This window comes from Phyllobacterium sp. 22229 (assembly GCF_052056495.1).
GTDB lineage: Bacteria > Pseudomonadota > Alphaproteobacteria > Rhizobiales > Rhizobiaceae > Phyllobacterium > Phyllobacterium myrsinacearum.
In genome coordinates this window covers 419,924-443,993 of record NZ_JBQEPA010000001.1, presented here as the reverse complement: position 1 = coordinate 443,993, position 24,070 = coordinate 419,924, and the positions used below count along the sequence as shown (strand labels likewise).

Here is a 24,070-nt window from a genome sequence, read left to right as displayed (position 1 = left end):
TTCCAGGCATATCGGGATGCCTGGGCATCGCGGTTCAGCGCTGGTGATTCATCGTACGGCCAAGGGTCAGGTGATGAGCTGACCCGAACAGCTGGAATGCTGGCGCCGCAGACAAACAAGTCAATTTCTCAGATTGTATCGATTTAGTATTTAGTTTCGATAGGGACCAGCGCAAGGGCAGTTCCAAATTCCGTGAAGGCATATTTCCAGTTGGCTATCGATGGTCCCCACACGGGGAAGATTTGCACAGTTGCACATTGTTGTCATCAGGCAAATATTCACGTGTTGTTGTGATCATGAAAGTGGCTGACCTGCCGTGCACAAGTTTGTCCGACCCTGAGGCTCTGCCATTGATTTTTGTACGCAGTGCAAGTAAATGGAGCCACCAATCGGTAAGGGTGCAATTTCTTGCGCGGCTTTGTGACGGGTTCTGTGATATGAATTGTGTCACAAAAAATGAGCTGAAAGAGAAATAAAGCAATAAAATCAACGTGGATGGTGAGGGCATGGCTCGCCCCATCTGCACCAGAAGCCACGATGGCAGACAGTTTTTCTCCCGCAAATTGGCTCAAAGGCCGGCGACGGCGGGACAAATGTTAAAAAAGTGAAGGTTTGGACATGCAGGTTACTGAAACGCTCAACGAAGGGCTGAAGCGCGAGATCAAGGTCGTCGTTCCGGCTAAGGATCTGGAAGCAAAGCTTTCCGAACGCCTCCAAGGTGCCAGCGCCAAGGCGCGCATCAATGGCTTCCGCCCCGGCAAAGTGCCGCTCAATCACCTGCGCAAGATGTACGGCAAGTCGTTCATGGCTGAAGTCGTCAACGAGATCCTCAGCGATTCCTCGCGCACGATCCTTGCAGAGCGCAACGAAAAGTCGGCGACCCAGCCGGAAGTTGCGATGACGGAAGACGAGAAGGAAGCGGACAAGGTTCTGAACGGCGAAGCCGATTTCGAATTCACCCTGAACTACGAAGTCCTGCCGGTCATCGAGCTTAAGGACGCCTCCAAGATCAGCGTCACGCGCGAAGTCGTCGATGTGACGGACGCGGAAGTTGAAGAGCAGGTCAAGCGCGTTGCCAGCTCCGCCCAGACGTTCGAGCCCAAGAAGGGCAAGGCCGAAACCGGCGATCGCGTCACCATGGACTATCTCGGCAAGATCGACGGCGTGCCGTTCGATGGCGGCGCCGACACCGATGCGACCCTGATCCTCGGTTCGGGCCAGTTCATTCCCGGCTTCGAAGATCAGCTGATCGGCACCAAGGCTGGCGACGAAAAGCAGATCAAGGTGACGTTCCCGGCTGAATACGGTGCAGCGCACCTCGCCGGCAAGGATGCAACCTTCGACATCACCGTCAAGGAAATCGGCAAGCCGGGCGAACTCGAAATCAACGACGAGACCGCCAAGAAGCTCGGCATCGAAAGCGCCGACCGTCTGCGTCAGGTTATCCGCGAACAGATCGAAAGCCAGTACGGCTCGTTCACCCGCCAGAAGGTCAAGCGTCAGATTCTCGATGCGCTCGACGGCGAGTACAAGTTCGAATCGCCGGAACGCCTGATCAATGCCGAGTTCAACAACATCTGGGCACAGATCGGCCAGGACCTCGCACAGGCCGGCAAGACGTTCGAAGACGAAGAGACCACGGAAGAAGAAGCACGCGAAGAATATCGCAAGCTGGCTGAACGCCGCGTTCGTCTTGGCCTCGTTCTCTCCGAAATCGGCAACAAGGCCGGTATCGAAGTGACCGAAGAGGAATTGCAGCGCGCCGTTTACGATCAGGTTCGCCAGTATCCGGGCCAGGAACAGCAGATCTATGAATTCTTCCGCAAGACTCCGGAAGCGATCAACAATCTGCGCGCTCCGATCTTCGAAGAAAAGGTTGTCGATCACCTTCTCACCTCGATCAACGTCACCGACAAGAAGGTGACGAAGGAAGAGCTGATGGCTGAAGACGAGTCGGATGAAAAGTCCGGCGAAGCCAAGAAGCCTGCCAAGAAGGCAGCGCCGAAGAAGGCCGCCAAGAAGAAGACCGAAGACGAAGCGTAAGCTTTTTATCATTCACATTGGAAAGGCCGCCTTCGGGCGGCCTTTTCATTTTTGCCGTGTGGCAACAGTCTCAGCGGGGTGCGAGGGCAAGGGCGGCGCGGATCAATTCGGCATTATCCCCAGCCATTCGTCCCGAGGCCAGGAGATTGCCGTCCTCCAGGCCGATACGGCTGTCAAAACCCCTCGCCATGGCTTCGCCGTAGATGGGCCAGACGCTGGCTTCATCGCCGTGCATGAGGATAGGCAGTGTATTGCCTGCCTTGCGCAGAACCGCCTGAATACCATCGGCGGCCCGCAATCCCTCGTCGATGTCCTGCTCGTTGATTTCGATCAGCACGCGCAAGCATTTTGCCGCATCCTTCAGGCCGACAAAGCGCTGCGCATCGCTGACGGACCAGAGCCCCGCTTCGACGCCGATTCCCTTGCCGAGCACAAGCGCAATCATATCCTCAGCGTCTTCTTCGATCAGGTTGATCGAGACGTAGTCGGGCAGGGTCGTCCAGCGGCGGATGGGTTCCTGCCGCGACAGGCCGCCGGGAGGGATACGCCAATGGGTGGAAAGGCCGACGGGAATGCCCGGCACGGCCGAACGAACGGCCTGCAGGGTTTCGGCGATATGCTCCGGCTCCAGCGTTTCCGCTCCATCCGGCCCACGCGGATGGATATGCAGCTCGCGGGCGCCAGCGGCCACGGCGAGCGCGGCGTCGCTGGCGATTTCCGTTGCTGTAAACGGAAGCGCCGGGTGAAAATCCCGCATGCGTCCGCCATTCAGACATGCCTGCAACATGGTGGTGTCTCCGCTACAAAGACCCATCATAGCGGATTTCCTCCTGACAGCACTCCGTCAGCATGGATCGAGGTCACGGCTCGACGGGAATCCAGATCTCCATTCCGCCATTGCCGGTCCGCGGGTCGAATTCCGGACCATAACGTTCGAAATTCGGCGCGTCTGCCACCGTGCGGCCGGATTCGGGCAGCCATTTGCCCCAGATCGTCATGATCGTGCTGCGAATGGTCGAAATATGCGCGCGATGGGAAAACACCAGATAGGTCTGGCCGGGGATGCGTATGCGGGCAAATTCCGGCGGTACATCGGAAAAATCCCTGACTTCGGCACCTGCGATGTAGTCGAAATTGTCCGCGTCATCGCTGTTGCAGCAGACGCCATAGGCGACGTCGCCGATCTGGCCGGTGATATGGCCGAAATAGGGGGTGAAACGCTGCCATTGCGCCGGAATGCCGCTGCTGGTTTGGCAGGTGTATCGCTCGCCTATGCCGGCAATGAGCATGGGTTTGCCGTTCTCGATGCGCGGCTCCTCGATATCGGTGATAAATTGTTCGTCCATTTTGATCGGCTCCACCAATGGGATGTTGCGGGTATGGCGCTGTGCGCGGACCTGTTCGGGTGTCAGGCCGAACTGATCGCGGAACGCCCGTGTGAAGGCCTCATGGGAGCTGTAGCCGGCATCGAGCGCGACGCTGAGAATATCCGGAGCGCCGTCGCACAGGGATTTTGCCGCTTCGGACAACCGGCGTCCACGGATGTGGCTGCTGACGGAACGGCCGGCAAAAACGCCGAAGGCGCGGGACATGTGAAACCGCGACAGGCCCGCCACAGCGGCGATGTCGTCGAGCGTGATCTCCTCGGCGAAATGACTTTCCACATACCAGATCGCTTTCTCAACCGAATTCATGCAACTCTCCATTGAGACACGGCACAGCAATACACGGTACCGGCGGCGTGCATTTGATCACGCTTGCGGTTCGATCCGCCAGCCTCAGAAGAGTTTCATGCCCTTCAGGCTGGCATGGCCGTTCTTGCCGATAATGATGTGGTCATGAACGATGATTCCCATCTGTCCGCCGATGCTGGCAATGGTCTTTGTCATCTCGACATCCGCCTTCGACGGCGTCGGGTCGCCCGAGGGATGATTGTGGACGAGAATGAGCGCGCTTGCCGACAATTGCAGGGCGCGGGCGATCACCTCACGCGGATAGACCGGGGTATGGTCGACGGTGCCCACCTGCTGCACCTCGTCGGCAATCAGCGTGTTCTTCTTGTCGAGAAAGAGGATGCGCAGTTGTTCGCGTGATTCATGCGCCATGGCCGCGGTGCAATAGTCGATCAGTTTGTTCCATGAGCCAAGTGTCATGCGTTCGCCCATGCCGCTGCGCATGGCCCTGTGGGCGAGGGCGGCGATGAATTTGAGATCAAAGGCCACGGTCGGGCCGCAGCCCTTTACCTCCCGCAGGAGATGTTCCGGCGCGCCGAGGACCTCCGCCAGGCTGCCGAAGCGGGCGAGAAGCGCCTTGGCCAGCGGCTTGGTGTCGCCCTGCCTGATGGGGCGGTACAGCAGCATTTCCAGCATTTCATAATCGGCAAAGCCCTGATGGCCGATTTTCTGGAAACGCTCCTTCATCCGCTCGCGATGGCCGGTGTAATGCGGCTCCGCGGGATGGCTATTGGATGTACCGGCGGCTTTCTCAACACCAGGTTGTTTCGGCAGCGGTTTCGGTGAGGGCTCTTTGAAGAAGAAGGTCTTGGGTGGCTCGTCTTCGCTCATGGGCCCCGGCGTTCCTAATCGAGTTTCAAACCCGGAGCGAACAGGCCAGCGGGTGAGAGGGTGAAGACTTCACAGCCGTCCTTGGTGACGCCGACCGTGTGTTCGTACTGCGCTGTGAGCGAACGGTCACGGGTCACGGCGGTCCAGCCATCGGCAAGGACTTTCACATGCGGGCGGCCGAGATTGATCATCGGCTCGATGGTGAAGATCATGCCTTCGCGCAGTTCGACGCCTTCATTCGGCGTGCCGTAATGCAGGATGTTCGGTGCGTCGTGGAAAAGCTGGCCGACGCCGTGGCCGCAGAAATCGCGAACGACGGAGCAGCGCTCGGCTTCCGCGTAATTCTGGATGGCGGCGCCGATCGCGCCGGTCCGGGCGCCGGGGCGAACCGCTGCGATGCCGCGCATCAGGCTTTCATGCGTCACTTCCATCAGGCGCTCGGCGGCGCGCTTGATCTCGCCCACGGGGTACATGCGGCTGGAATCGCCGTGCCAGCCGTCGAGTATGTAGGTGACGTCGATATTGACGATATCGCCCTCGCGCAGCGGCTTGTCATCGGGAATGCCGTGGCAAACGACGTGGTTGATCGACGTGCAGGATGATTTCGTGTAGCCGCGATAGTTGAGGGTCGCGGGCAGGGCACCGTGATCGGCACCGAATTCGAAGACAAAGCGGTCGATGGTGTTGGTGGTCACGCCCGGCGCAACAAGGCCGGCGAGTTCATCGAGGCAGCGCGCCGTGAGCTGGCACGCCTTGCGCATGGCCGCGAAACCCTCAGGGCCGTGAAGCCTGATCTGTCCGGTGTTCTTCAGGGGCGCTGTCTGCGCATCGAGATAGGTGACCATGGTGCTTTCCGCTTGGCGTCAATCAATAATGGGTATTGCGGCTGTCGCAGCAATTCCCGAAGGCGTGATGTGGCATCTTATTGCGTAAGCTTCAACCCCGCGGCCCATTGCCCGCTCGAATGCCCTTGCGTAGACCGGATCCAGGTCGCCGCAAATTCTCAGGCGGTCGCAATCGTCGCGCTGGATCACGTAAAGCATGACACCACGATGACCATTCTCAACCATGTTGCCAAGCTCGTCCAGATGTTTTGCGCCGCGGGCGGTCGGAGAATCGGGAAATTCCGCCAGGTCTGCCGTGCGGGAGAAGTGCACGTTCTTCACTTCGACATAGGCAGGCGGCCGTTCAGGATCGGTCAGCAAAATGTCGATGCGGGAATTCGCGCCATATTTCTGCTCGCGCTTGAGGTCGCGATAGCCGCTGAGGGCGGGCAGAAGCCCGGCCAGAATGGCTTCCTCGGCGATCCGGTTGGGCAGGCCCGTATTGATGCCGACCAGCGTGCCCTGTGCCTCGACGATCTGCAGCGTGTGGGCATATTTGCGCTTTCTGTCATCGGACTGGGACAGCCAGACCCGGATGCCAGGATCGGTCAGCCCGAGCATGGAGCCGGTATTGGGCACGGAACTGGTGATCGCGCCGCCCTCATCGAGGATAATATCGGCAAGAAAGCGCTTGTAGCGCTGAACCAGTCGGCCGGTGACGAGGGGCGCAGAGAAAATCATGCGCGAGGTCTACCCGACCGCGACAGGCCGGACAATCGCTAATCGCTCCTGAAACGTCAGGACAGGCCCTGAACCGTCCTGATCACATCGGCCAGGGACAGATTGGCCATGAGCATGGCGGCCGTCGCCGCGAGGCCCGCCAGAAAGAACGTCACTGTAATCTTTGTTTGTCTGCTCATGAATATGTTTTCCTGCATGGTGACAGAGGATGGGAAAAACATGCTTAGATTGTGGCTCGTCTGTGCCTATTCGCAGGCAGCGAGGCGCACTTGAAAAGATAGGCCGAACCGGTTGGTGAACAAAAAAGGCCTGCCTTGGGAAAGGCAGGCAAATTTGCTCTGGGGTGGGAGAATTCGGGCTGGTTTGGAGGTTAAACCGAACCCTACTGCCAAAGATCGGAATCTTAGCAGTGATTGATGATAGGTCAGGTCAGGAATAGAGCCTCATAACTTTCTTTAACAGCTGGTGACAAAGCTTGAACGGCTGGAAAAGAGCGGCAAGCGGGCAGCATGTGCCGGGAACTGGCCGTTCCGCATGGATTGATAAACCGGCGGTGTATGAGCCGGCTTTTGCAATATGCTGATTTTACAGGGAGAAAGCCTGGTACGCCCAAGGGGAATCGAACCCCTGTTTGCGCCGTGAAAGGGCGCCGTCCTAACCGCTAGACGATGGGCGCCTGCAGGTAAGCGGCTTATAGTGAAACAGTTTTTCGACTGCAACCCCATATTTCATTCTTTTTCGGGAAAAGTGAAAATTCTTCGCGGGTCTGTGCACAAATGCTGCTTGCATGGGCGATTGCGAACGGCCGCAATCGATCCGGATCAGCCGCGGCGGCTGCCGCAACGCCAATTCCAGTCGCGAGTCGGGCCGATATCGACGTGGACCGATTCGGTGTAGCAATAGGTGCCCACACCGCCGCGGCCGGGCATTGTCCGGGCAAAATTCGCCAGATCCCACTTGGAAACGCCGGGAACCTGGATATCCGCAGCCGCGCAGGACATGTGGAGAGAAGCCTTTGCGCCGTTCACCAGCCGGTTATAGGGCGGGCTGCGATAGCCCGACGTTACGATCACCGATTTGCCGAAGCGGCGTTCGATCGTTTTGAGCATGCCGACCAGTTGCGGTTTCAGGCAGGCGACATCGACGCTTTCGCGCTGAACCTTGAGGCCGTTGGGGGCCAGCCGGGCCAGTCCCGCCGCCGAGGCCAGAATCACCGGCGCCGCCGCTGATTCGTCATCGTCCTGATAAAGACTGTCGCGCTGCATGATCTGAATGCCGCCATTCGGGCGCACGCCGGGCAGGGACGAGAGATGTTCGGTCGGCTTGTAATTGGATGGCGAAGGCAAGCCGGCGGCGCTGGCCACCTGTCCGGTGGCATTGCCGCTGATGGCCTTGAGCTGCGCCTGTGCCTTGGGCTGAATGACGGCCACCTGGCGTTTTGAGGCGGAAGCGCCTGCATTGTTGGCAAAGAGCCGCATCAGCAAGCCATTGTCCTTGCCGGATGCTGGCGCATGCGCTGCTGGTTTGGCGTCGGGAACGGCAATCGTCTGCCCGGCTTCGCCGGAAGCAGCCTGCGCCGCCTTGGTCTCCGCGTCCGCCTTGGTTGGCTTTGCCCCGGTCTCCGGCGCGGCATGCGCTTCAGCCGCCTGCGGCTGCTCGGCCGTTTCCGGCGCAGCGCTTCCGAAGAGGGATGTCTTTACCGGCGGCTTCACGGCGGCGGGCGCAAAGGCCGTGACGTGCTGCCCCGTTTCCGCCGTGGCTTTGGCCGCTTGCTGGGCTGCGGCTGCCTCCTTCGGTGATTGCGGGTGGCCGGCAACCGTTTTGCCCTGCGCTTCCGCTGCGGCTGCCTGAGTGGCTGCCTTGGCAGCGTTCGTCTCGGTGCCGCCCGCAAGAGCCAGTGCTTCGGGGGATGTTTTTTCGGATCCGGCTGCCGGTATCGCATGCGGATCGGCGCTGGCTGTCGCCGTGCTTGTCGTGGCCGAGGCGACATTGAGGACGGAGCCGGCAGTCGGCGCGGAGCCCGTCGACGTGCAGGACGCCGTCGCCATCGCAAAAATCGTTACGAAGCAAATAGCGGTGCTTGCCCGGAAGGCTGCTACTGAGGCTGACAGCTTGTTCAACGATTCCCCCGTCTCGTCTTTTCCGGCTTTTGCAATGGTTCGGTCCAATCCGCTTTGAGATGAGCAGGATGCTCGCGAAGTTTAGGTGAAGTGCAAAAACACCGGCAGAGAGAGCGTAAAGTTAACGATTTTTAAACGTCTCCACAAGCTCCGGGCTATCGCCAGAATAAGGCGAAAACGTGATTGGCCACCTTCCTGCCATGGTTTTCATGGCCGGGATCAACTCAAAAGCCAGCAAAATAGCGGGTTTTCAGACACGGATGCGGACATAGGTTCCCGGCGCTTCGCCGAGAATTTCTGTGCCATTTTCACCGGGCTGGCGTGCGGAAACACGCGCATCGTCCTGCGATTCGATCCATTTCTGCCAATGATTCCACCAGGAGCCGGGATGTTCCGACGTGTTGGTGAGCCATTCATCGAATGCGCCGGCGGGCGAACCGCCGGTCCAATACTGGTATTTGTTCTTGGCGGGCGGGTTGACCACACCGGCGATATGGCCGGAGCCGGCCAGGACGTAGGTGACATCGCCGCCGAAATATTTGCAGCCGGTAAAAACCGACAGCGCCGGAGCAATATGGTCCTCCTTGGCGGCGAGATTGTAGATGGGGATTTTGACATCGCCCAGTGACAGGTTTTGTCCGGCGAGCTTCATCATCCCGCGCACCAGATTGTTGTCGAGATAGCAGTTGCGCAGATAGTAGGAATGATTGGCTGCGCTCATGCGCGTGGCATCCGCGTTCCAGTAGAGAAGGTCAAAGGGCACGGGATCGCGGCCGCGCATGTAATTGTTGACGACATAGGGCCAGATCAGGTCGCCGGACCGCAGCATGTTGAAAGCGGTCGCCATGCGCGTGCCGTCCAGATAGCCTTCGGCCGACATGGCGGCTTCCAGGGCGCGAATCTGATCCTCGTCAACAAAAACCTTGAGATCGCCCGCATAGGTGAAATCGACCTGCGTGGTGAAAAGGGTCGCGCTCCTGATCCTGTTTTCGCCTTCCTGGGCAAACAGGGCGAGGGCGGCGCTCAGGAGCGTTCCGCCGACGCAATAGCCGATAGCATTGACGGCCTTTTCGCCCGTTGCGTTCTCGATGGTGTCGAGGCCAAAGCGCAGGCCTTCATTGATATAGGCAGTCCAGTCCTTCATGGCGTGACGCTGGTCCGGATTGACCCAGGAGATCACGAACACGGTATGTCCCTGGTCGATGGCCCATTTGATGAAGGATTTTTCCGCGTTGAGATCGAGAATATAGAATTTGTTGATCCAGGGCGGGCAGATCAAAAGGGGACGCTTCAGGACATCCGGCGTCGAAGGTTCATACTGGATGATTTCGGCGACATCGCTGCGCGCGATCACCTTGCCGGGGGTGGTCGCCACATTTTCGCCAAGGGCGAACTTGGTCATGTCCGATTGCCGCAGGCGCAGGTCGCCGCCGCCGGCGACGATGTCCTCCGCCAGCATCTTCATGCCCTTGACCAGATTCTCGCCATTGCTGGCGACCGTTTCCTTGTAGAGTTCCGGATTGGTCAGCAGGAAGTTGCTGGGCGATATCGCCGTGGTCAGCTGCTTGACGTAGAACGCTGCCTTGTGGCGCGTGTGATCGTCGAGGCCTTCGGCATGGGTGACCAGTTCCCCGGCCCAGTTTGCCGTGACGAGATAGGCCTGCTTGAGGAAGTCGAAGAAAGCGTTCTTGCCCCAGTCCTCATCGGCAAAGCGCTTGTCGCCCTTGTCGGGCTTGACGACATCGTCGACCTGTTCGCCGCTCATGCGGCGGATGGAATTGGACCAGATGGCCATGTAGCTGGCGAACAGCTTGGTCTGCGCTTCCAGCGCGCGGCCCGGTTCGGACAGCCAGTATTCGGAAACACGCGAGAGGGTTTTCACCACATCGGTGACGGGATCGGCGATCGTGTCGCGTTTCAAGCCCTTTTCACGCGGTTCGACCCAGGCGGAGGCGGCCTTGCCGGCCTGTTCGATCATATGGGCGACATTGCGTGCGAAGGCTTCCGGATCCTTGATGACATAATTGTCGAGGTTCGGCGTTTTAGCGCTCTTGTCGCCTGGGTTATCCATATATTCGCTCCCTCCCGCCGATCCTCCGATCAGCTTAGTAGATATGATACCACAAGTCAGAGCAACGGACATTCAATTGCGGTCATTGTGCAGGAAAGATCACGGCCTTGTCACCTGTTTCGCAGATTGTATTTCCATGGGAGAAACGGAGTTGAACCTATTTGAATGTCGGTTGCTCTAATGCTATCCCTCTAATGTGCATTTCATATCACTATGATGAATATCGATTCCGGCAGTCAGGACAAACAATGAATATCTCGGTCAAGACCATCACAAGCTACGCGGTTGGCGCCGTTCTGATTGCCGGTTTGAGCGCCTGCGCGAACATGCCGCCCGAGCCCATGTCGAATTCGCCGCTGACCGGTCCGGTCAACACCGGCACCTTTCCGGTTTTCACGCCCGATCCGAAGGGCGAAACCGCGCAGCTCACGCCGCAGGAGAAGGACAATCTGCACAAGAACCTCGTCGCGGCCAAGGGCGGGCAGGGCAATGCCACCGCCGATCCGGCCGCCGTTGCCAGACGGCAGGCGGAGATGAAGAAGCTGGTCCAGCAGCAGCAGGATGATTTGAAGGCCATTGAAAGCGGGCAATAACGCGCCGCAGGCAAGGCCATGAAGACACCATGAACGGGTGTCTTTATCAGGGAAATCCCGGGCTGGATGGCATGAGGGCGATGGCCCCGGCGCTCAATGCGCGATGCCAATGATCGCTCGACCGCCGTGCAGTTTGGGTGTATAGCGCACCCGCACATTGAACCCATTTTTACCGGACCCAAACCTATGGAAGAATTTCATAAAGTTCGCCGCCTGCCACCTTACGTTTTTGAACAGGTCAATCGCCTGAAGGCGAGCGCGCGAGCGGCGGGTGCGGACATTATCGATCTGGGTATGGGCAATCCCGATTTGCCGACGCCGCAGGGTATTGTCGACAAGCTGTGCGAGGCCGTCCAGGACCCGCGCACGCACCGCTATTCCTCGTCGAAAGGCATTCCCGGCCTGCGCCGCGCCCAGGCCGCCTATTACGAGCGGCGTTTCGGCGTCAAGCTCAATCCCGATACGCAGGTCGTGGCGACCCTTGGCTCGAAGGAAGGCTTTGCCAACATGGCGCAGGCGATCACCGCGCCCGGCGATGTCGTGCTGTGCCCCGATCCGACCTATCCGATCCATGCGTTCGGCTTCATCATGTCCGGCGGCGTCATCCGTTCCATCCCGGCGATGCCTGACGATCAGTTCATTCCGGCTTTGGAACGCGGCATTCGTCATTCGATCCCCAAGCCGCTGGCGCTGATCCTCAACTACCCCTCCAATCCGACCGCCCATGTGGCATCGCTGGATTTCTACAAGGATGTGGTCGCCTTTGCCCGCAAGAATGAAATCATCATTCTGTCGGATCTGGCCTATTCCGAAATTTACTTCGACGATGCGCCGCCTCCGTCCGTCCTGCAGGTGCCGGGCGCGATCGATGTCGCGGTGGAATTCACCTCCATGTCGAAGACATTCTCGATGCCGGGCTGGCGCATGGGTTTTGCCGTCGGCAATGAACGCCTGATCTCGGCGCTCACCCGGGTCAAATCCTATCTCGATTATGGTGCGTTCACGCCCATTCAGGTTGCCGCCGCGGCGGCGCTGAACGGCGATGGTTCCGACATTGCGGAAGTGCGTGCGGTTTACAAGCATCGCCGCGATGTGCTGGTCGACAGTTTTGCCCGCGCCGGCTGGGATATCCCGTCACCGGCAGCGACGATGTTTGCCTGGGCGCCGATCCCGGAAAAGTTCCGCAGCCTTGGCTCGCTGGAATTCTCCAAGCTGCTGATCGAGCACGCGGATGTGGCCGTGGCGCCGGGCATCGGCTTCGGCGAGCATGGCGATGACTATATCCGCATCGCGCTGGTCGAGAACGAGCATCGCATTCGTCAGGCAGCCCGCAACCTCAAGCGGTTCCTTGCAACGGCGGATGAAAAGCTGCACAACGTCATTCCGTTGAACGCGCGCCGCTGACGCGGCGTGCCGACACCGGAACTCGCGGCGCCGCCGGGCGCCGCTTCAGGCTAAAACACTTCAGGGAAATGAACGATGAGTGATGCGCTGCGCGTGGGAATCGCCGGACTGGGCACTGTTGGTGCCTCGGTCCTGAAAATTTTGCGGGACAAGGGCGACATGCTCACCCGTCAGTGCGGCAAGGAAATCATCGTCACCGCCGTGTCCGCCCGTGATGCCAAGCGGGATCGCGGCGTGGATTTCTCGTCAGCCACCTGGTTCGACGATCCGGTTGCCCTGGCCAAGTCGAACAATATCGACGTGTTCATCGAGCTGATCGGCGGCGACGAAGGTCCGGCGCGCGCTGCCGTCGAGGCGGCGCTCAAGTCGGGACGGCATGTGGTCACCGCCAACAAGGCGCTTCTGGCCAAGCACGGTGTTTCTCTCGCCAAGATCGCCGAGGAAAAAGGTGTCCTGCTCAACTTCGAAGCGGCGGTGGCTGGCGGTATTCCCGTTATCAAGGCCCTGCGCGAATCTCTGACGGGCAATACCGTGTCGCGCGTCTACGGCATCATGAACGGTACCTGCAACTACATCCTGACGCGGATGTGGGACGAAGGCATTTCCTTCGAGGATTGCCTCGCCGACGCCCAGCGTCTCGGCTATGCGGAAGCCGATCCGACATTCGATATCGAGGGCAATGACACGGCGCACAAACTGGCGATCCTGACCAGCCTTGCCTTCGGCACGCAGATTGCCGCCGACGATATCTATCTCGAAGGGATCAGCAATATCTCGCTGGCCGATATCAAGGCCGCCGATGAACTCGGTTACCGCATCAAGCTGCTTGGCGTCGCATTGAAGACCGACAGCGGCATCGAACAGCGCGTGCATCCGACCATGGTGCCGGTCGAATCGGTGATTGCGCAGGTGCATGGCGTAACCAATGCGGTGGCCATTGAAACCGATCTTCTCGGCGAATTGCTGTTGTCGGGTCCGGGGGCGGGCGGTGCGGCAACCGCATCGGCGGTTATCGGTGATCTCGCCGATATCGCCAAGAGCCGTCCGGGCTTTCAGCATGGCCCCGTCTTCGGCACGCCGGCAAAGGCGCTGGCTCCGTACAAACGCGCCAAAATGCGTTCGCACGAGGGCGGATACTTCATCCGCCTAACCGTGCATGACCGCGCGGGCGTCTTTGCGGCGATTGCCAAGCGCATGGCCGACAATGAGATTTCGCTGGAATCCATCGTCCAGCGCCAGAGTGCCGTGAATCACCCGGATGCCACCAAGACGGTCATCCTCGTTACCCACGAAACCACCGAGGCGGCAGTCAAGAAAGCGCTTGAGGGCATCGTCAAGGATGGTCATTCCACGGATAAGCCGCAGATGATCCGCATCGAACGCGCCGGCTGATACGCCCGGTCCTCTTGAAAAGCCAGCGCCACCCCGGAGATACCGGGGTGGCGTTTTGCTTTCCCGAATAAAATTTTAAAAAACAATTGTTTGTTGCTGTTGACCTCAACCATGGTTGAGGAATTACGGTCGCCGGATCTCATGATTTCCAGGGATCCAGGACATGAAAATTCTCTCCGCGCGCATCACCGTGCAGGATTTGGCCGCCGCTGCGGCCTTCTATCGCGACGTATTGCAGTTTCCCGTCGACGAGCATGCCGGACATGCGGCGGTAACCATCGGTTACAGCCGTCTCATCATGGAAAAGGGCGAGGCTTTCAGCGGTGTGCATCACCTGGCATTTGGCATTGCGCCGACGAAATTCGGCCGGATCAGGGACTGGCTGAGCAAGCGCGCCACGCTGATTTCCGTCGGCGATTCAGATGTGGTCGGCGGGCCGGATGGCTGGCACTCGCGCTCGCTCTATTTCATCGGCCCGGAAGGCATCATCCTGGAGTACATTGCCCATGATGAGTATAGCGGGCTGCCATTTGTCGGGTTGCAGCCCTTTTCCATTGCCGAGGTTGGCTTTGCCGTCGACAACGTCAAGGCAACCATCGATGCGCTGGCGGCGGATTTCGGCCTGCCGGCTTTCCCGCCGCAGACGAAGGCCTTTGCCCCGGCGGGCGATACGGATGGCCTGCTGATCCTTGTCGACAGGAACCGCCTGTGGTTTCCCACGCTTGACAGGCATGCGGCGCGGGCGCCGCTAATGATCGGGATCGATGCGCCCGTGCGCGCCCGCACCAGTTCGCTCTCCGAATGGACGACGCTGGTATCCCTGTAGTTTTCCCTGCCGCATATGACCGTTTGTAAAAGGCTTGTATTGCTTCGTGAACGGTAGCTACCCCGTTTAATCGATTAGCTTTTTCGGTGAAGGCACTTTCCTGCCGGCGGGGTCTTGCCGCTGCTCTGCGACTTTGACAAAAGGTTTGCACAGCAATGCTAGGAAGTGCCCTGTTGATCCGCAAAAGGGTAACTCCCACACGAACGCAGGATAGATTATGCCGAAAACTTCTGACCAGACTTCGATGGGCCTCGACCGTATTTTGACCCTTGAGCTTGTCCGCGTGACCGAGCGTGCCGCCGTTGCCGCCGCACGTCTGCGCGGGCGCGGCGATGAAATGGCCGCCGATCAGGCCGCCGTGGATGCCATGCGCCAGGAACTCAATCGTCTTCCCATCAGCGGTACCGTTGTCATCGGCGAGGGCGAGCGTGACGAAGCGCCGATGCTCTACATCGGTGAGGAAGTCGGCACGCGCACAGGCCCCGAGGTCGACATTGCGCTTGATCCGCTTGAAGGCACCACCATCTGCGCCAAGAACCTGCCCAACTCGCTCGCCGTCATCGCCATTGCCGAAAAGGGCAACCTGCTTTACGCGCCCGACGTCTACATGGAAAAGATTGCCGTCGGACCGGGCTATCCCGCCGGTATCATCCAGCTCGACGCGCCTGCGGCAGAAAATATTGCTGCTGTGGCCAAAGCCAAGGGCGTTCCGGTCAATGAAATCACCGCCTGCATCATGGACCGCCCGCGCCATGCGCGCCTGATCGAGGAAGTGCGTGCAACCGGCGCTTCCATCCGTCTCATCGGTGATGGCGACGTCGCCGGGGTGATCCACACGACCGATCCCGACGAAACCGGCATCGATATCTACATCGGCATCGGCGGTGCCCCGGAAGGCGTTCTTGCCGCAGCGGCTCTGCGCTGCATCGGCGGCCAGATGCAGGGCCGCTTGCAGCTCAACAGCGATGACAAGATTGCCCGCGCCGCCAAGATGGGCATCAGCGATCCGAAGAAGATCTACACCATGGAAGAAATGGCCAAGGGCGATGTGCTGTTCGCGGCCACGGGTGTTACCGATGGCAACATGCTCTCCGGCGTCAAGTTCGCGCGCGACTACATCCAGACCCACACGATCGTCATGCGCTCGCATTCGCAGACCGTGCGCGAGATCAAGGCGAAGCATCAGGATATGACGAAGTTCCAGTAAGTCGCCTGAACCAAATCACTTTTTGCCCTGCGGGTCAGCTGATCCGCAGGGCATTTTATTAACTGCGTTCATGCCTCAATAGGAAATGCCCTATTGAGGCCATGCTTTTTGAGGTATTTTCACAGCGGGAGTTCAGATCGGTGGAACAGCCATGAATATCCGAACGAAAATAACCGGTTGCCTTGTATCAACGCTCGTTCTTCTGGGCCCGCTGACCAGTGCCTTTGCGCAGGACCCTTACCTTGATCTCATTCAAGGTTATCGTTCCAATTCGATTGCCGACCGGTTTCCGCAGATGGTCGGACCCTTTACGCTGGTCAAACACAGCGTCAATCCGCAGGATTTCACCGTGACGGCCGAGTATGAAGCCGTTGACGCCAGGGCGACGGTCACGATGGCGGGCGTGCGGGCCAGCAACAAGGATGCCGCTTACCCGATCAAGGACGGTGCCGACGATCCCGTCGTGCGCGATCTCTTTGAAAAGGCCACCCAGTACCATTCGACCCAGCCCGGTGAAATCGCGGTGCAGACAACGCTGCCCTATAGCGCCGGCCGGGCCATGCCGTGCGTGACCGCCGATGCGGCACAGGAGAAGCACGCCTTCCTGGTTTGCGTGGTCGGCATGCACAGCCGCTATCTGCTGATCCAGCCCGCCGCCAACTATGCCAAGGGCAGCAAGGACGCGGCCGAGCGCAGCCTTGCCGATTTTGCGACCTCGATTGCCACGACGATGAATGATCTGGGCACGCCGCCGGTCAATGGTCAGGCTGCGCCCGCGGCGGCCCCACAGTAATTGCGGGTTTGTGCACCGGATAGATCGTTCGGAGCATTGCATTCGGCGCTGCCGGATGATTGAACCCTTGCATGGCACCAGAACGGCTTTTCCTCGGCGTTGAACATTCTGCAACCGGTCTGAAATGGATTGACCGGCTGGGGCCGCGTGAAGCCAATATTGCGCTCGCCATGGCGCAGAACCATGGTTTTCCCGATCTCGTCACCCGCGTTCTCGCCGGGCGCGGCGTCGGCGTTGACGATGCGCCCGCTTTCATGGACCCGACCATCAAGGGCCTGATGCCCGATCCCGCATCGCTGACCGATATGGAAAAGGCAGCCGCTCGTATCGCACAGGCCATCGGCAAGCACGAAAAGGTGGCGATTTTCGGCGATTACGATGTGGATGGCGCCTGTTCGTCGGCCATTCTCTCGCGCTTTCTCAGCCATTACGGCGTTGCCAACCATATCTATATCCCCGACCGGATTTTCGAGGGCTATGGGCCCAATCCGCAGGCCATGCGCGAACTGGCGCAGAACGGCGCCTCGCTGATCGTGACGGTGGATTGCGGCACCAACAGTGCGGCGGCCATCGAGGCTGCGCGCGAAGCGGGTGCCGATGTGGTGGTGCTCGACCATCATCAGGTCGGCGGCGAGCTGCCTGCCGCAGCCACGGCGGTGGTCAATCCCAACCGCGAGGACGATCTGTCCGGGCAGGGCCATCTCTGCGCAGCCGGTGTGGTGTTCCTCACCCTGGTGCAGGTTCTGCGCACCTTGCGCGCGCAGCGCATTGCGACGGGAACGCTGGCGCCTGATCTGTTGTCGATGCTCGATCTGGTGGCGCTTGCCACCGTGTGCGATGTGGTGCCGCTGAAGGAACTCAACCGTGCCTTCGTGGTCAAGGGCCTGCTCGTCGCGCGGGCGCAGCAGAATGCCGGGCTGGCCGCCCTGGCGCGGGTTTCGCGCATTGGCGAACCGCTCAGCGCCTTTCATTTCGGCTATCTCATCGGTCCGCGCATCAATGCGGGCGGGCGCATCGGCGATGCCGGGCTCGGTGCGCGGCTGCTGACGCTGGATGATCCGAACGAGGCGGCGCGGATTGCCGCCGAACTCGACCGGCTCAACACCGAGCGGCAGGCGATGGAAACCATCATGCTGGAGCAGGCGGAAGCCGAAGCCATGCTGGAAATGTCGAGCGGCGGCGGACCTGCCGTTCTGGTGACCGCCAGCGACGACTGGCATCCGGGCATTGTCGGCCTGATCGCGGCCCGGCTGAAGGAGCGGGCGCGGCGCCCGGTCTTTGCCATCGCCTTCAACGTCAATGGAACCGGCAGCGGTTCCGGCCGTTCGATCAGCGGGTTTGATCTGGGAAAACTGGTGCGCAGCGCCGTCGATGCCGGGCTGCTGGTCAAAGGCGGCGGCCATGCCATGGCGGCCGGCATCACGGTGGAGCGCGGCAAGATGGGCGCGCTGCGGGCCTTCTTCGAGGAGCAGGCGGCCGAAATGGTTGGCCAGCTGCGCGCGAACCAGTCATTGGCCATTGACGGAGCGCTCAGCGCATCCGGCGCGACGGTGCCGCTCTACGAGACCATGGAACGGGCGGGGCCGTTTGGTTCCGGCCATCCGCAACCGGTGCTGGCATTGCCGCACCACCGGCTCGTCGATGCGCGCACTGTCGGCACGAACCATGTCAAGGCGACGCTGGCGGGTGCCGACGGCAAGCGCATCAACGCCATTGCCTTTCGTGCAACGGGCGGGCCGCTGGGTGATTTCCTCTTCGCCAATCTCGGCCAATCCATGCATGTGGCGGGCAATCTGGCCTTGAACCACTGGAACGGCTCGACAACCACGCAGTTCCGCATCATGGATGCGGCGCGGGCCTGACCCCTCGCTGTTGAGGCTCCACAGCCCGGTGTCAGCAGGGATTGCGGCATTTTCTGATTCAGTTTGCATTGAATGGCTGTATGTTCTATTTTTGTTCTCATTCTGCAACGAGAACAGACCCCGTGGCCCATGCGTAAACCAACCCATCTGGAAAAGCTCTATCTGGATTTTGACAGCTTTTTTGCCAGTGCCGAGCAGCAGCTCAATCCGGCGCTGCGCAACCGGCCCGTCGCGGTGGTACCGCTGGATTCGCCGCATACAAGCGTCATTGCCGCCAGCCGCGAAGCAAAACCCTTCGGCATAAAGACAGGCACCTCGGTGCGCGATGCGCGCGAACTCTGCCCGGATATTGTGTTTCTGGAAGCGCGGCCCGATGTCTATGTGAAGCTGCACAACCGGATTCTGTCGACCATCGAGACCTGCGTGCCAATTGCCGCCGTGCGCTCGATTGACGAGGTGGCGTGCACGCTGCTGGCCTCCGAAGCCAGGGACCCGCACGGCTTGGCGGCGCGCATCAAGCGGGCGCTGCACGAGGAAATGGGCGCGGTGCTGACCTGTTCGATCGGCGTTTCCGTCAACGAGCTGCTTGCCAAGATCGCCGCTGAGATGGACAAGCCCGATGGCTGCGTGGTGCTCGGCCATGACGACCTGCCGGGACGGCTGTTCGACCTTCGCCTGAAGGATTTGCCGGGTATCTCCAAGGGAATGGAACAGCGCCTCGGGCAGTCCGGCGTGAACGATGTGCGTGGTCTCTGGGCGCTGGCGCCCAAACATGCCCGTGCGATCTGGAACAGTGTGGAAGGCGAGCGTTTCGTCGCGGCACTGCATGGCTATGCCGTGGAAAAGCCGGAGACCGTCAAGCGCATGTTCGGTCACGGCCGCAATCTGCCGCCGGATTGGCGCGCGCCCGACAAGGTGCTGCAATGCGCGCGGCTGCTGTGCCTCAGTGCGGCGCGGCGTTTGCGCCGATCGCATTACCGTGCCGGGGCGCTCAGCTATACCGTGGGCACGCGCTGGGATAGCCGTGTGACAGTGGAAGGCCAGTTCCGCCCGGCGCGGGATGATCATAGTTTTCTCAATTGCCTCAATGGGTTGCATGAGAACCTGGTCAAGGCGGGTGAAATGAAGAAGGTCAATTCGGTCACCGTCGTGCTGCACGATCTTTCCGGCGAGACGGAGGCAAGCCTTGATCTGTTCGATACGCGAGGGATGACCGAGCAGCGAGGCCAATGGGAACGTGTTTCGGACCTGCTCGACAAGGTGCGGGTGCGCCATGGCTCCAAGGCCCTCAATCTCGGGCTGACGACCGGTCCCGGCAATTACATCGGCTCCAAGATCGCTTTCGGGCGGATTCCGGAACCGGAAGATTTTTGAGGAGGCAATATTTGCATCGCCATTGTGCATGGTTTGTGGAAACCCGTTGCATAAAACCAGCGGCGTGTTTCCACGCCGCCGGCCATGCCATTACCGGTTGTCCAGCTCCGAGCGGACCAGTTGCAGGCCGCGCCGGGTCACCCGGTAGGGGCCGCCGCCTGATGAGGCGATGGCCTTTTTCTGTTTGAGCTTGCGGAAGAGCCTGATGTCGCAGGCGGTGTAGCGGGAACCATCGCGGGTCAGGCAGATGATATCCGTGATGGCCTTGCGCTCATCTTTTTCAAGCAAGATTTTGCCGCCCTGGGCGAGCAGGTGAAGTATGCGCTGTTCGTCGCGCGAAATATCCATTGATCCAAGTCCTGGGAAAACGGGCAAAAGCCCATGAGAACACGTCCGCTGCCAAAGAACTTTGGCGCGGGGCTCCTGTTTTCACGCCCCAACCTTCAAAGAAGCTGGGGCTTTAGAGGGACTCAGACTGGTTAGACATAAACACTCCATCGGTGTGGATGAGCCGTATAAAAGAAGAAAACGGCGATGTCAAAGTGCGGCGCGCCGCACCGCTACAGATACCGCCGCCTGTACTCTGCCGGCGTTACGCCGACATGGCGCATGAAGGCGCGGCGCAGCGTGTCGGCATCGGCAAAGCCGCATTCGGCTGCGACCTGCTTCGGCAGCTGGTGGCTGTCTTCGAGGCGCTTGCGCGCGGCATCGATGCGCGCCGTTTCCACCCATGCTGCCGGTGTCATGCCCACTTCCTGCTGGAAAATGCGGGCAAAATGGCGCGGACTGAGCCCGGCCCGCTGCGCAAGGCTCGCGACGGAATGGTCTTCCGCAGGGCGGGCGATAACCCAGCGCTGCACCTCCTGCAGGGCGGAACGTCCGCCCGGTTCCGCTTCGCCGCGGCGGCTGAACTGCATCTGTCCGCCGGGACGCTTGAAGAACATCACCAGCTGCGCGGCGACTTTCAGGGCGATATCCCGGCCAAGATCCTCTTCGACCAGGGCGAGCGCCATGTCGAGACCGGCGGTGACGCCCGCAGCCGTGCGCACAGGTCCATCGCGCACATGCAGCGCATCGGCATCCACCCGCAGCGCGGGATAGGCCGCCGCGAGCGCATCCGCCATGGCCCAGTGCGTCGTCACCCGCCTGTCATCGAGAAGTCCGGCGGCTGCAAGCAGGAAAGCGCCGCTGCAGACCGAACCAAAGCGCCGCGCCTGAAGACAGGCGTCCCGCAGCCATTGCCGCTGCGCCCCAGTCAGGCGGATATCCGCCGCATGCGGGCAGCCGGCAACCAGAACGGTGTCGCTGATATCAGGCCGGGCATCGGTCATTAAGCGGTCCGGCAGCAGCCGCACCCCGGAAGAGCTGCTGACCGGACCGGCCTCGGCGCCCGCCACCAGCAATTGATATTCCGTATGGCCCGCCTGCACATTGGCTTCGGCAAACACGTCCATGGGGCCGGAGACGTCGAGAAGCTGGACGCCGGGCATGGCCAATAGGGTGATGATCCGCATATCCCGCTCCGTGGCACTTGAGGTCGCATAATGGCAGAATTAGCCGTATTGCGTCAATTGCTGCCATGAGCTGCGCCCGGTAGGGTAAAACTCCCGAGACAAAGGAGAAAGCGATATGTCCATTTCCATCGGCGGCATCAGGATTCCCGACACGAAACTGGCGCGAGGTGTGACGGAGCTGGTGCGCGACACGGCTTCGGAACTGCTCTTCAACCATTCGAGCCGCGTCTATTATTTCGGCGCCATTGCCGGGCAGCAGAAAGGTCTGACATTCGATCCCGAGCTGCTCTATACCGGCGCCATGTTCCACGACATGGGCCTCACGCATCGGCATTCCAGCGCCGATGAGCGCTTCGAGGTCGATGGCGCCAATGCGGCGCGGGATTTTCTGCGCAGCCACGGCATTGCGCAGGCGGATATCGACACGGTGTGGACGGCAATTGCCCTGCACACGACGCCGGGTATTCCGCAGCATATGCATCCGGTGGTGGCGCTGGTGACCGCGGGCGTGGAAATGGATGTGCTGGGCCTGACCTACAGGCACTATAGCGATGCGGAGCGCGAGGCCGTGGTGAAAGCTTTCCCGCGCAGCGCGCATTTCAAGGAGGATATCATTCAGGCCTTCTATGACGGCATCAAGCACAAGCCGCAGACGACATTCGGCAACGTCAAGGCCGATGTGCTGGCGGACAAGGATCCGCATTTCCATCGCGGCAATTTCTGCGAGGTGATCCGCTGCTCGCACTGGAAGGCCTGAACGGTTGCCTCAGTCTTTTGTCAGCTGCAGCGGATGACCGTCGCGTTTGCTGATGATCGTGTCGACAAGGCCCCAGTCGAGGCCTTCTTGCGCGGTCATGAAATGGTCGCGGTCGAGGGTTTTCTCGACCTCTTCCACGGTGCGGCCGCAGTGCTCGGCATAGAGCCGGGTCATGCGCTGCTTGACCACCGCCATTTCCTGCGCCTGAATGAAAATATCCGAAGCTTGGCCCTGAAAACCGCCGAGCGGCTGGTGCACATGCAGGCTCGAATTGGGCAGGGCGGCGCGGTGGCCGGGTTCGCCTGCCATCAGCAGGAACGATCCCATGGAGCGCGCCGTGCCCATGCACAGCGTGGCGACCGGGCAGGTGATGAACTGCATCGTGTCATAGATGGCAAGGCCCGAGGTGATGACGCCGCCGGGCGAGTTGATGTACATCGAGATCGGCTTTTTCGGGTTTTCGGATTCGAGAAACAGCAGTTGCGCGCAGATCAGCGCTGCCATGCCGTCCTCCACCTGGCCGTTCAGGAAGACAATGCGCTCCCTGAGCAGGCGCGAATAAATATCGAACGACCGTTCGCCGCGACTGGATTGTTCCACGACTATAGGGACGAGCTGCATCATGTCGCGCATGGCGAACACTCCTTCATCAGTTGTATTTCTGTGTGTTTAAGCGGCGAGGCGCATGGTCGTCGGCGGCGCATTGCCATTGGCGGCGGTGCGGCCCTGGGGCATCACCGCGACAACAGGCTCATGCACGATGCTGAAAATCGTACCGCCGGAGCCATTGGGATCGAGCCGGAAGGTAACGATGCTGTCCGGCACGGTATCGTTGTCTTCGCGCATGGAATAGCGGACAAAGCGCTCCGCATCGGCTTCGATCACCTCAAGCGAAATGCGCGGTGGCTCCTGCGGCGCCTGCGGGTCGGGTAGCAGCCAGCGGGCCACGAATTCCGGCACGGTCAGCGCGCGCCAGACTTTTGATGGAGCGGCATCCAGATCATATTCATAACGCAGTGCCGGGCCGGTCTCTGCCGTTTCGCTGGTCATTGATCCATTTCCTTCAAAAGCTGTTTCAATTCATCGACGCGCTGCGGCCAGAAGGCGCGGTAGCGGTGGAGCCATTGATGCAGTTGCGCAAGGCCATCGGGGTTGACCCGGTAATGAACGTGGCGGCCCGATTTCTGCTCGGCAACAAGGCCGGCGGAGCGCAGGACGGCCAGATGCTGCGACATCGCAGGCTGCGACAGGGAAAAACCCTCGCGCAGCTCGGTCGCATTCTTCTCGCCATCGGCCAGCCGTTCAAACACGGCGCGGCGGGTGGGGTCGGCAAGGGCCTTGAATATATCGACTTCGGACATGCCAATACATAAGCACAGACTTATGTGAGTCGCAAGTGTGATTTTACGAGAACTCTGCAAAGCAAAAACCCGGCCGTGGGACGGCCGGGTTTCATTGTATGGGCAGAGCGGATGAACGCTTCAGCTTGCCGGATGCTTCAAGCCTGCGACTGCTGGGCGAAGGCGAAGATGAAGGCGGCGAGGGCGGCGAAATTCGCCACTGTCCGCACATGGTTCCACGGCAGCCAGCCATTCAGATAGGTTGTCCATGCACTCGCGCCTTCGGCGCTTGTCGGGCTGATTGCAGCCAGTGTGTCATTGAGCGGCACGTTGAACACCATGGTGACGATGATGGTGCCGACGAGGAAAAGCACGCTGCCCGCAAGCAGGGCCAGCGATCCGGATTCACCCCAGCGCATGACGCTGACCACGCCGAGGACGACACAGATCGCCGCCGTGCCGAAAAAGGCCAGGGAGAATGAGAAATTGAGGATCGTCACGTTGATCGAGTTCATCGCGGCGATACCCTGTTCGGCTGGCAGTTTTGCCAGCGCCGCCATGACGAAGCTTGAAAAGGCGAAGAACAACCCTGCCATCAGGCCGCTTCCCAGGGCGGCCAAAAGGGTGAGAATAGGTAGCCACATG

Annotated in this window: 24 protein-coding genes and 1 tRNA gene; 10 read left to right on the top strand and 15 right to left on the bottom strand. The window is 60.2% G+C overall.

What is annotated here, in order from left to right:
- Nucleotides 1-618 precede the first annotated feature (618 nt).
- Nucleotides 619-2,043, top strand: a complete 1,425-nt coding sequence (gene tig / locus ACTJJ7_RS02260) for a trigger factor (RefSeq protein ID WP_440965069.1) — start codon at nucleotides 619-621, stop codon at nucleotides 2,041-2,043.
- Nucleotides 2,044-2,113: 70 nt separating this feature from the next.
- Here tig and ACTJJ7_RS02255 read toward each other — a convergent pair whose 3' ends face one another.
- From ACTJJ7_RS02255 to phaC, 9 genes are all read right to left on the bottom strand, one after another.
- On the bottom strand, nucleotides 2,114-2,830 hold the full coding sequence (locus ACTJJ7_RS02255; RefSeq protein WP_440965067.1) for a 3-keto-5-aminohexanoate cleavage protein: 717 nt from the start codon (nucleotides 2,828-2,830) through the stop codon (nucleotides 2,114-2,116).
- A gap of 73 nt (nucleotides 2,831-2,903) precedes the next feature.
- Nucleotides 2,904-3,737: an AraC family transcriptional regulator gene (locus tag ACTJJ7_RS02250; RefSeq protein WP_130270559.1), complete on the bottom strand. Its 834-nt coding sequence runs from the start codon at nucleotides 3,735-3,737 to the stop codon at nucleotides 2,904-2,906.
- A gap of 84 nt (nucleotides 3,738-3,821) precedes the next feature.
- Nucleotides 3,822-4,607, bottom strand: a complete 786-nt coding sequence (gene radC / locus ACTJJ7_RS02245; protein ID WP_440965065.1) for a RadC family protein — start codon at nucleotides 4,605-4,607, stop codon at nucleotides 3,822-3,824.
- A 14-nt stretch (nucleotides 4,608-4,621) separates the two neighbouring features.
- A complete protein-coding gene (map, locus tag ACTJJ7_RS02240; RefSeq protein WP_105732611.1) occupies nucleotides 4,622-5,452 on the bottom strand; it encodes a type I methionyl aminopeptidase in 831 nt (276 codons plus the stop codon).
- 18 nt (nucleotides 5,453-5,470) lie between these two features.
- Nucleotides 5,471-6,172 (bottom strand): DNA/RNA nuclease SfsA, encoded by a 702-nt coding sequence (sfsA, locus tag ACTJJ7_RS02235; protein WP_440965062.1) that lies wholly within the window; start codon nucleotides 6,170-6,172, stop codon nucleotides 5,471-5,473.
- Nucleotides 6,173-6,228: 56 nt separating this feature from the next.
- Nucleotides 6,229-6,351, bottom strand: coding sequence for a hypothetical protein (locus ACTJJ7_RS02230; RefSeq protein WP_264319114.1), 123 nt, complete (start codon nucleotides 6,349-6,351; stop codon nucleotides 6,229-6,231).
- A 422-nt stretch (nucleotides 6,352-6,773) separates the two neighbouring features.
- Nucleotides 6,774-6,848 (bottom strand) — tRNA-Glu (locus tag ACTJJ7_RS02225).
- Nucleotides 6,849-6,993: 145 nt separating this feature from the next.
- Entirely contained in the window at nucleotides 6,994-8,220 is a 1,227-nt protein-coding gene (locus ACTJJ7_RS02220) for a D-Ala-D-Ala carboxypeptidase family metallohydrolase (RefSeq protein ID WP_440965060.1), read from the bottom strand.
- Between the two features lie 322 nt (nucleotides 8,221-8,542).
- Complete coding sequence (gene phaC, locus ACTJJ7_RS02215; protein ID WP_105732614.1) at nucleotides 8,543-10,363, bottom strand: class I poly(R)-hydroxyalkanoic acid synthase; 1,821 nt, start codon at nucleotides 10,361-10,363, stop codon at nucleotides 8,543-8,545.
- Between the two features lie 248 nt (nucleotides 10,364-10,611).
- Between phaC and ACTJJ7_RS02210 the strand changes: the two genes are divergently transcribed.
- From ACTJJ7_RS02210 to ACTJJ7_RS02175, 8 genes are all read left to right on the top strand, one after another.
- Entirely contained in the window at nucleotides 10,612-10,956 is a 345-nt protein-coding gene (locus ACTJJ7_RS02210; RefSeq protein WP_105732615.1) for a hypothetical protein, read from the top strand.
- Between the two features lie 186 nt (nucleotides 10,957-11,142).
- Nucleotides 11,143-12,360, top strand: a complete 1,218-nt coding sequence (locus ACTJJ7_RS02205) for an LL-diaminopimelate aminotransferase (protein WP_105732616.1) — start codon at nucleotides 11,143-11,145, stop codon at nucleotides 12,358-12,360.
- A 75-nt stretch (nucleotides 12,361-12,435) separates the two neighbouring features.
- The gene (locus tag ACTJJ7_RS02200) at nucleotides 12,436-13,752 is read left to right on the top strand and encodes a homoserine dehydrogenase (RefSeq protein WP_130270610.1); all 1,317 of its coding nucleotides are present in this window, start codon (nucleotides 12,436-12,438) and stop codon (nucleotides 13,750-13,752) included.
- 163 nt (nucleotides 13,753-13,915) lie between these two features.
- The gene (locus tag ACTJJ7_RS02195) at nucleotides 13,916-14,578 is read left to right on the top strand and encodes a VOC family protein (protein ID WP_440965057.1); all 663 of its coding nucleotides are present in this window, start codon (nucleotides 13,916-13,918) and stop codon (nucleotides 14,576-14,578) included.
- A gap of 217 nt (nucleotides 14,579-14,795) precedes the next feature.
- Entirely contained in the window at nucleotides 14,796-15,785 is a 990-nt protein-coding gene (gene glpX, locus ACTJJ7_RS02190) for a class II fructose-bisphosphatase (protein WP_105732619.1), read from the top strand.
- Nucleotides 15,786-15,936: 151 nt separating this feature from the next.
- Nucleotides 15,937-16,578 (top strand): hypothetical protein, encoded by a 642-nt coding sequence (locus tag ACTJJ7_RS02185; RefSeq protein ID WP_440965055.1) that lies wholly within the window; start codon nucleotides 15,937-15,939, stop codon nucleotides 16,576-16,578.
- Between the two features lie 71 nt (nucleotides 16,579-16,649).
- Nucleotides 16,650-18,440 (top strand): single-stranded-DNA-specific exonuclease RecJ, encoded by a 1,791-nt coding sequence (gene recJ, locus ACTJJ7_RS02180; protein WP_440965053.1) that lies wholly within the window; start codon nucleotides 16,650-16,652, stop codon nucleotides 18,438-18,440.
- A 129-nt stretch (nucleotides 18,441-18,569) separates the two neighbouring features.
- Nucleotides 18,570-19,814 carry a Y-family DNA polymerase gene (locus ACTJJ7_RS02175; RefSeq protein WP_130270618.1) on the top strand — a complete coding sequence of 415 codons (1,245 nt, stop codon included), beginning with the start codon at nucleotides 18,570-18,572 and terminating at the stop codon, nucleotides 19,812-19,814.
- Between the two features lie 90 nt (nucleotides 19,815-19,904).
- Here ACTJJ7_RS02175 and ACTJJ7_RS02170 read toward each other — a convergent pair whose 3' ends face one another.
- Together ACTJJ7_RS02170 and ACTJJ7_RS02165 are read right to left on the bottom strand one after the other, a co-directional pair.
- Complete coding sequence (locus ACTJJ7_RS02170) at nucleotides 19,905-20,162, bottom strand: YjhX family toxin (RefSeq protein ID WP_105732623.1); 258 nt, start codon at nucleotides 20,160-20,162, stop codon at nucleotides 19,905-19,907.
- Between the two features lie 212 nt (nucleotides 20,163-20,374).
- On the bottom strand, nucleotides 20,375-21,328 hold the full coding sequence (locus ACTJJ7_RS02165; RefSeq protein ID WP_440965050.1) for a GlxA family transcriptional regulator: 954 nt from the start codon (nucleotides 21,326-21,328) through the stop codon (nucleotides 20,375-20,377).
- A 115-nt stretch (nucleotides 21,329-21,443) separates the two neighbouring features.
- Between ACTJJ7_RS02165 and ACTJJ7_RS02160 the strand changes: the two genes are divergently transcribed.
- Nucleotides 21,444-22,085, top strand: a complete 642-nt coding sequence (locus ACTJJ7_RS02160; RefSeq protein ID WP_105732625.1) for an HD domain-containing protein — start codon at nucleotides 21,444-21,446, stop codon at nucleotides 22,083-22,085.
- A gap of 9 nt (nucleotides 22,086-22,094) precedes the next feature.
- Here ACTJJ7_RS02160 and ACTJJ7_RS02155 read toward each other — a convergent pair whose 3' ends face one another.
- From ACTJJ7_RS02155 to ACTJJ7_RS02140, 4 genes are all read right to left on the bottom strand, one after another.
- Complete coding sequence (locus tag ACTJJ7_RS02155; RefSeq protein WP_440965048.1) at nucleotides 22,095-22,718, bottom strand: ATP-dependent Clp protease proteolytic subunit; 624 nt, start codon at nucleotides 22,716-22,718, stop codon at nucleotides 22,095-22,097.
- A gap of 36 nt (nucleotides 22,719-22,754) precedes the next feature.
- Nucleotides 22,755-23,135 carry an SRPBCC family protein gene (locus ACTJJ7_RS02150; RefSeq protein WP_440965046.1) on the bottom strand — a complete coding sequence of 127 codons (381 nt, stop codon included), beginning with the start codon at nucleotides 23,133-23,135 and terminating at the stop codon, nucleotides 22,755-22,757.
- Nucleotides 23,132-23,446, bottom strand: a complete 315-nt coding sequence (locus ACTJJ7_RS02145; RefSeq protein ID WP_105732628.1) for an ArsR/SmtB family transcription factor — start codon at nucleotides 23,444-23,446, stop codon at nucleotides 23,132-23,134. Before ACTJJ7_RS02145 ends, ACTJJ7_RS02150 begins: the two co-directional genes overlap by 4 nt.
- A gap of 137 nt (nucleotides 23,447-23,583) precedes the next feature.
- Complete coding sequence (locus ACTJJ7_RS02140) at nucleotides 23,584-24,069, bottom strand: anthrone oxygenase family protein (RefSeq protein ID WP_105732629.1); 486 nt, start codon at nucleotides 24,067-24,069, stop codon at nucleotides 23,584-23,586.
- Between the last annotated feature and the right edge of the window lies 1 nt (nucleotide 24,070).

What these genes read in the sequence shown, in the direction of transcription:
- tig (WP_440965069.1), top strand. Translation starts at nt 619, where the DNA reads ATGCAGGTTACTGAAACGCTCAACGAAGGGCTGAAGCGCGAGATCAAG.
- ACTJJ7_RS02255 (WP_440965067.1), bottom strand. Translation starts at nt 2,830, where the DNA reads ATGTTGCAGGCATGTCTGAATGGCGGACGCATGCGGGATTTTCACCCG.
- ACTJJ7_RS02250 (WP_130270559.1), bottom strand. Translation starts at nt 3,737, where the DNA reads ATGAATTCGGTTGAGAAAGCGATCTGGTATGTGGAAAGTCATTTCGCC.
- radC (WP_440965065.1), bottom strand. Translation starts at nt 4,607, where the DNA reads ATGAGCGAAGACGAGCCACCCAAGACCTTCTTCTTCAAAGAGCCCTCA.
- map (WP_105732611.1), bottom strand. Translation starts at nt 5,452, where the DNA reads ATGGTCACCTATCTCGATGCGCAGACAGCGCCCCTGAAGAACACCGGA.
- sfsA (WP_440965062.1), bottom strand. Translation starts at nt 6,172, where the DNA reads ATGATTTTCTCTGCGCCCCTCGTCACCGGCCGACTGGTTCAGCGCTAC.
- ACTJJ7_RS02230 (WP_264319114.1), bottom strand. Translation starts at nt 6,351, where the DNA reads ATGAGCAGACAAACAAAGATTACAGTGACGTTCTTTCTGGCGGGCCTC.
- ACTJJ7_RS02220 (WP_440965060.1), bottom strand. Translation starts at nt 8,220, where the DNA reads ATGGCGACGGCGTCCTGCACGTCGACGGGCTCCGCGCCGACTGCCGGC.
- phaC (WP_105732614.1), bottom strand. Translation starts at nt 10,363, where the DNA reads ATGGATAACCCAGGCGACAAGAGCGCTAAAACGCCGAACCTCGACAAT.
- ACTJJ7_RS02210 (WP_105732615.1), top strand. Translation starts at nt 10,612, where the DNA reads ATGAATATCTCGGTCAAGACCATCACAAGCTACGCGGTTGGCGCCGTT.
- ACTJJ7_RS02205 (WP_105732616.1), top strand. Translation starts at nt 11,143, where the DNA reads ATGGAAGAATTTCATAAAGTTCGCCGCCTGCCACCTTACGTTTTTGAA.
- ACTJJ7_RS02200 (WP_130270610.1), top strand. Translation starts at nt 12,436, where the DNA reads ATGAGTGATGCGCTGCGCGTGGGAATCGCCGGACTGGGCACTGTTGGT.
- ACTJJ7_RS02195 (WP_440965057.1), top strand. Translation starts at nt 13,916, where the DNA reads ATGAAAATTCTCTCCGCGCGCATCACCGTGCAGGATTTGGCCGCCGCT.
- glpX (WP_105732619.1), top strand. Translation starts at nt 14,796, where the DNA reads ATGCCGAAAACTTCTGACCAGACTTCGATGGGCCTCGACCGTATTTTG.
- ACTJJ7_RS02185 (WP_440965055.1), top strand. Translation starts at nt 15,937, where the DNA reads ATGAATATCCGAACGAAAATAACCGGTTGCCTTGTATCAACGCTCGTT.
- recJ (WP_440965053.1), top strand. Translation starts at nt 16,650, where the DNA reads ATGGCACCAGAACGGCTTTTCCTCGGCGTTGAACATTCTGCAACCGGT.
- ACTJJ7_RS02175 (WP_130270618.1), top strand. Translation starts at nt 18,570, where the DNA reads ATGCGTAAACCAACCCATCTGGAAAAGCTCTATCTGGATTTTGACAGC.
- ACTJJ7_RS02170 (WP_105732623.1), bottom strand. Translation starts at nt 20,162, where the DNA reads ATGGATATTTCGCGCGACGAACAGCGCATACTTCACCTGCTCGCCCAG.
- ACTJJ7_RS02165 (WP_440965050.1), bottom strand. Translation starts at nt 21,328, where the DNA reads ATGCGGATCATCACCCTATTGGCCATGCCCGGCGTCCAGCTTCTCGAC.
- ACTJJ7_RS02160 (WP_105732625.1), top strand. Translation starts at nt 21,444, where the DNA reads ATGTCCATTTCCATCGGCGGCATCAGGATTCCCGACACGAAACTGGCG.
- ACTJJ7_RS02155 (WP_440965048.1), bottom strand. Translation starts at nt 22,718, where the DNA reads ATGCGCGACATGATGCAGCTCGTCCCTATAGTCGTGGAACAATCCAGT.
- ACTJJ7_RS02150 (WP_440965046.1), bottom strand. Translation starts at nt 23,135, where the DNA reads ATGACCAGCGAAACGGCAGAGACCGGCCCGGCACTGCGTTATGAATAT.
- ACTJJ7_RS02145 (WP_105732628.1), bottom strand. Translation starts at nt 23,446, where the DNA reads ATGTCCGAAGTCGATATATTCAAGGCCCTTGCCGACCCCACCCGCCGC.
- ACTJJ7_RS02140 (WP_105732629.1), bottom strand. Translation starts at nt 24,069, where the DNA reads ATGTGGCTACCTATTCTCACCCTTTTGGCCGCCCTGGGAAGCGGCCTG.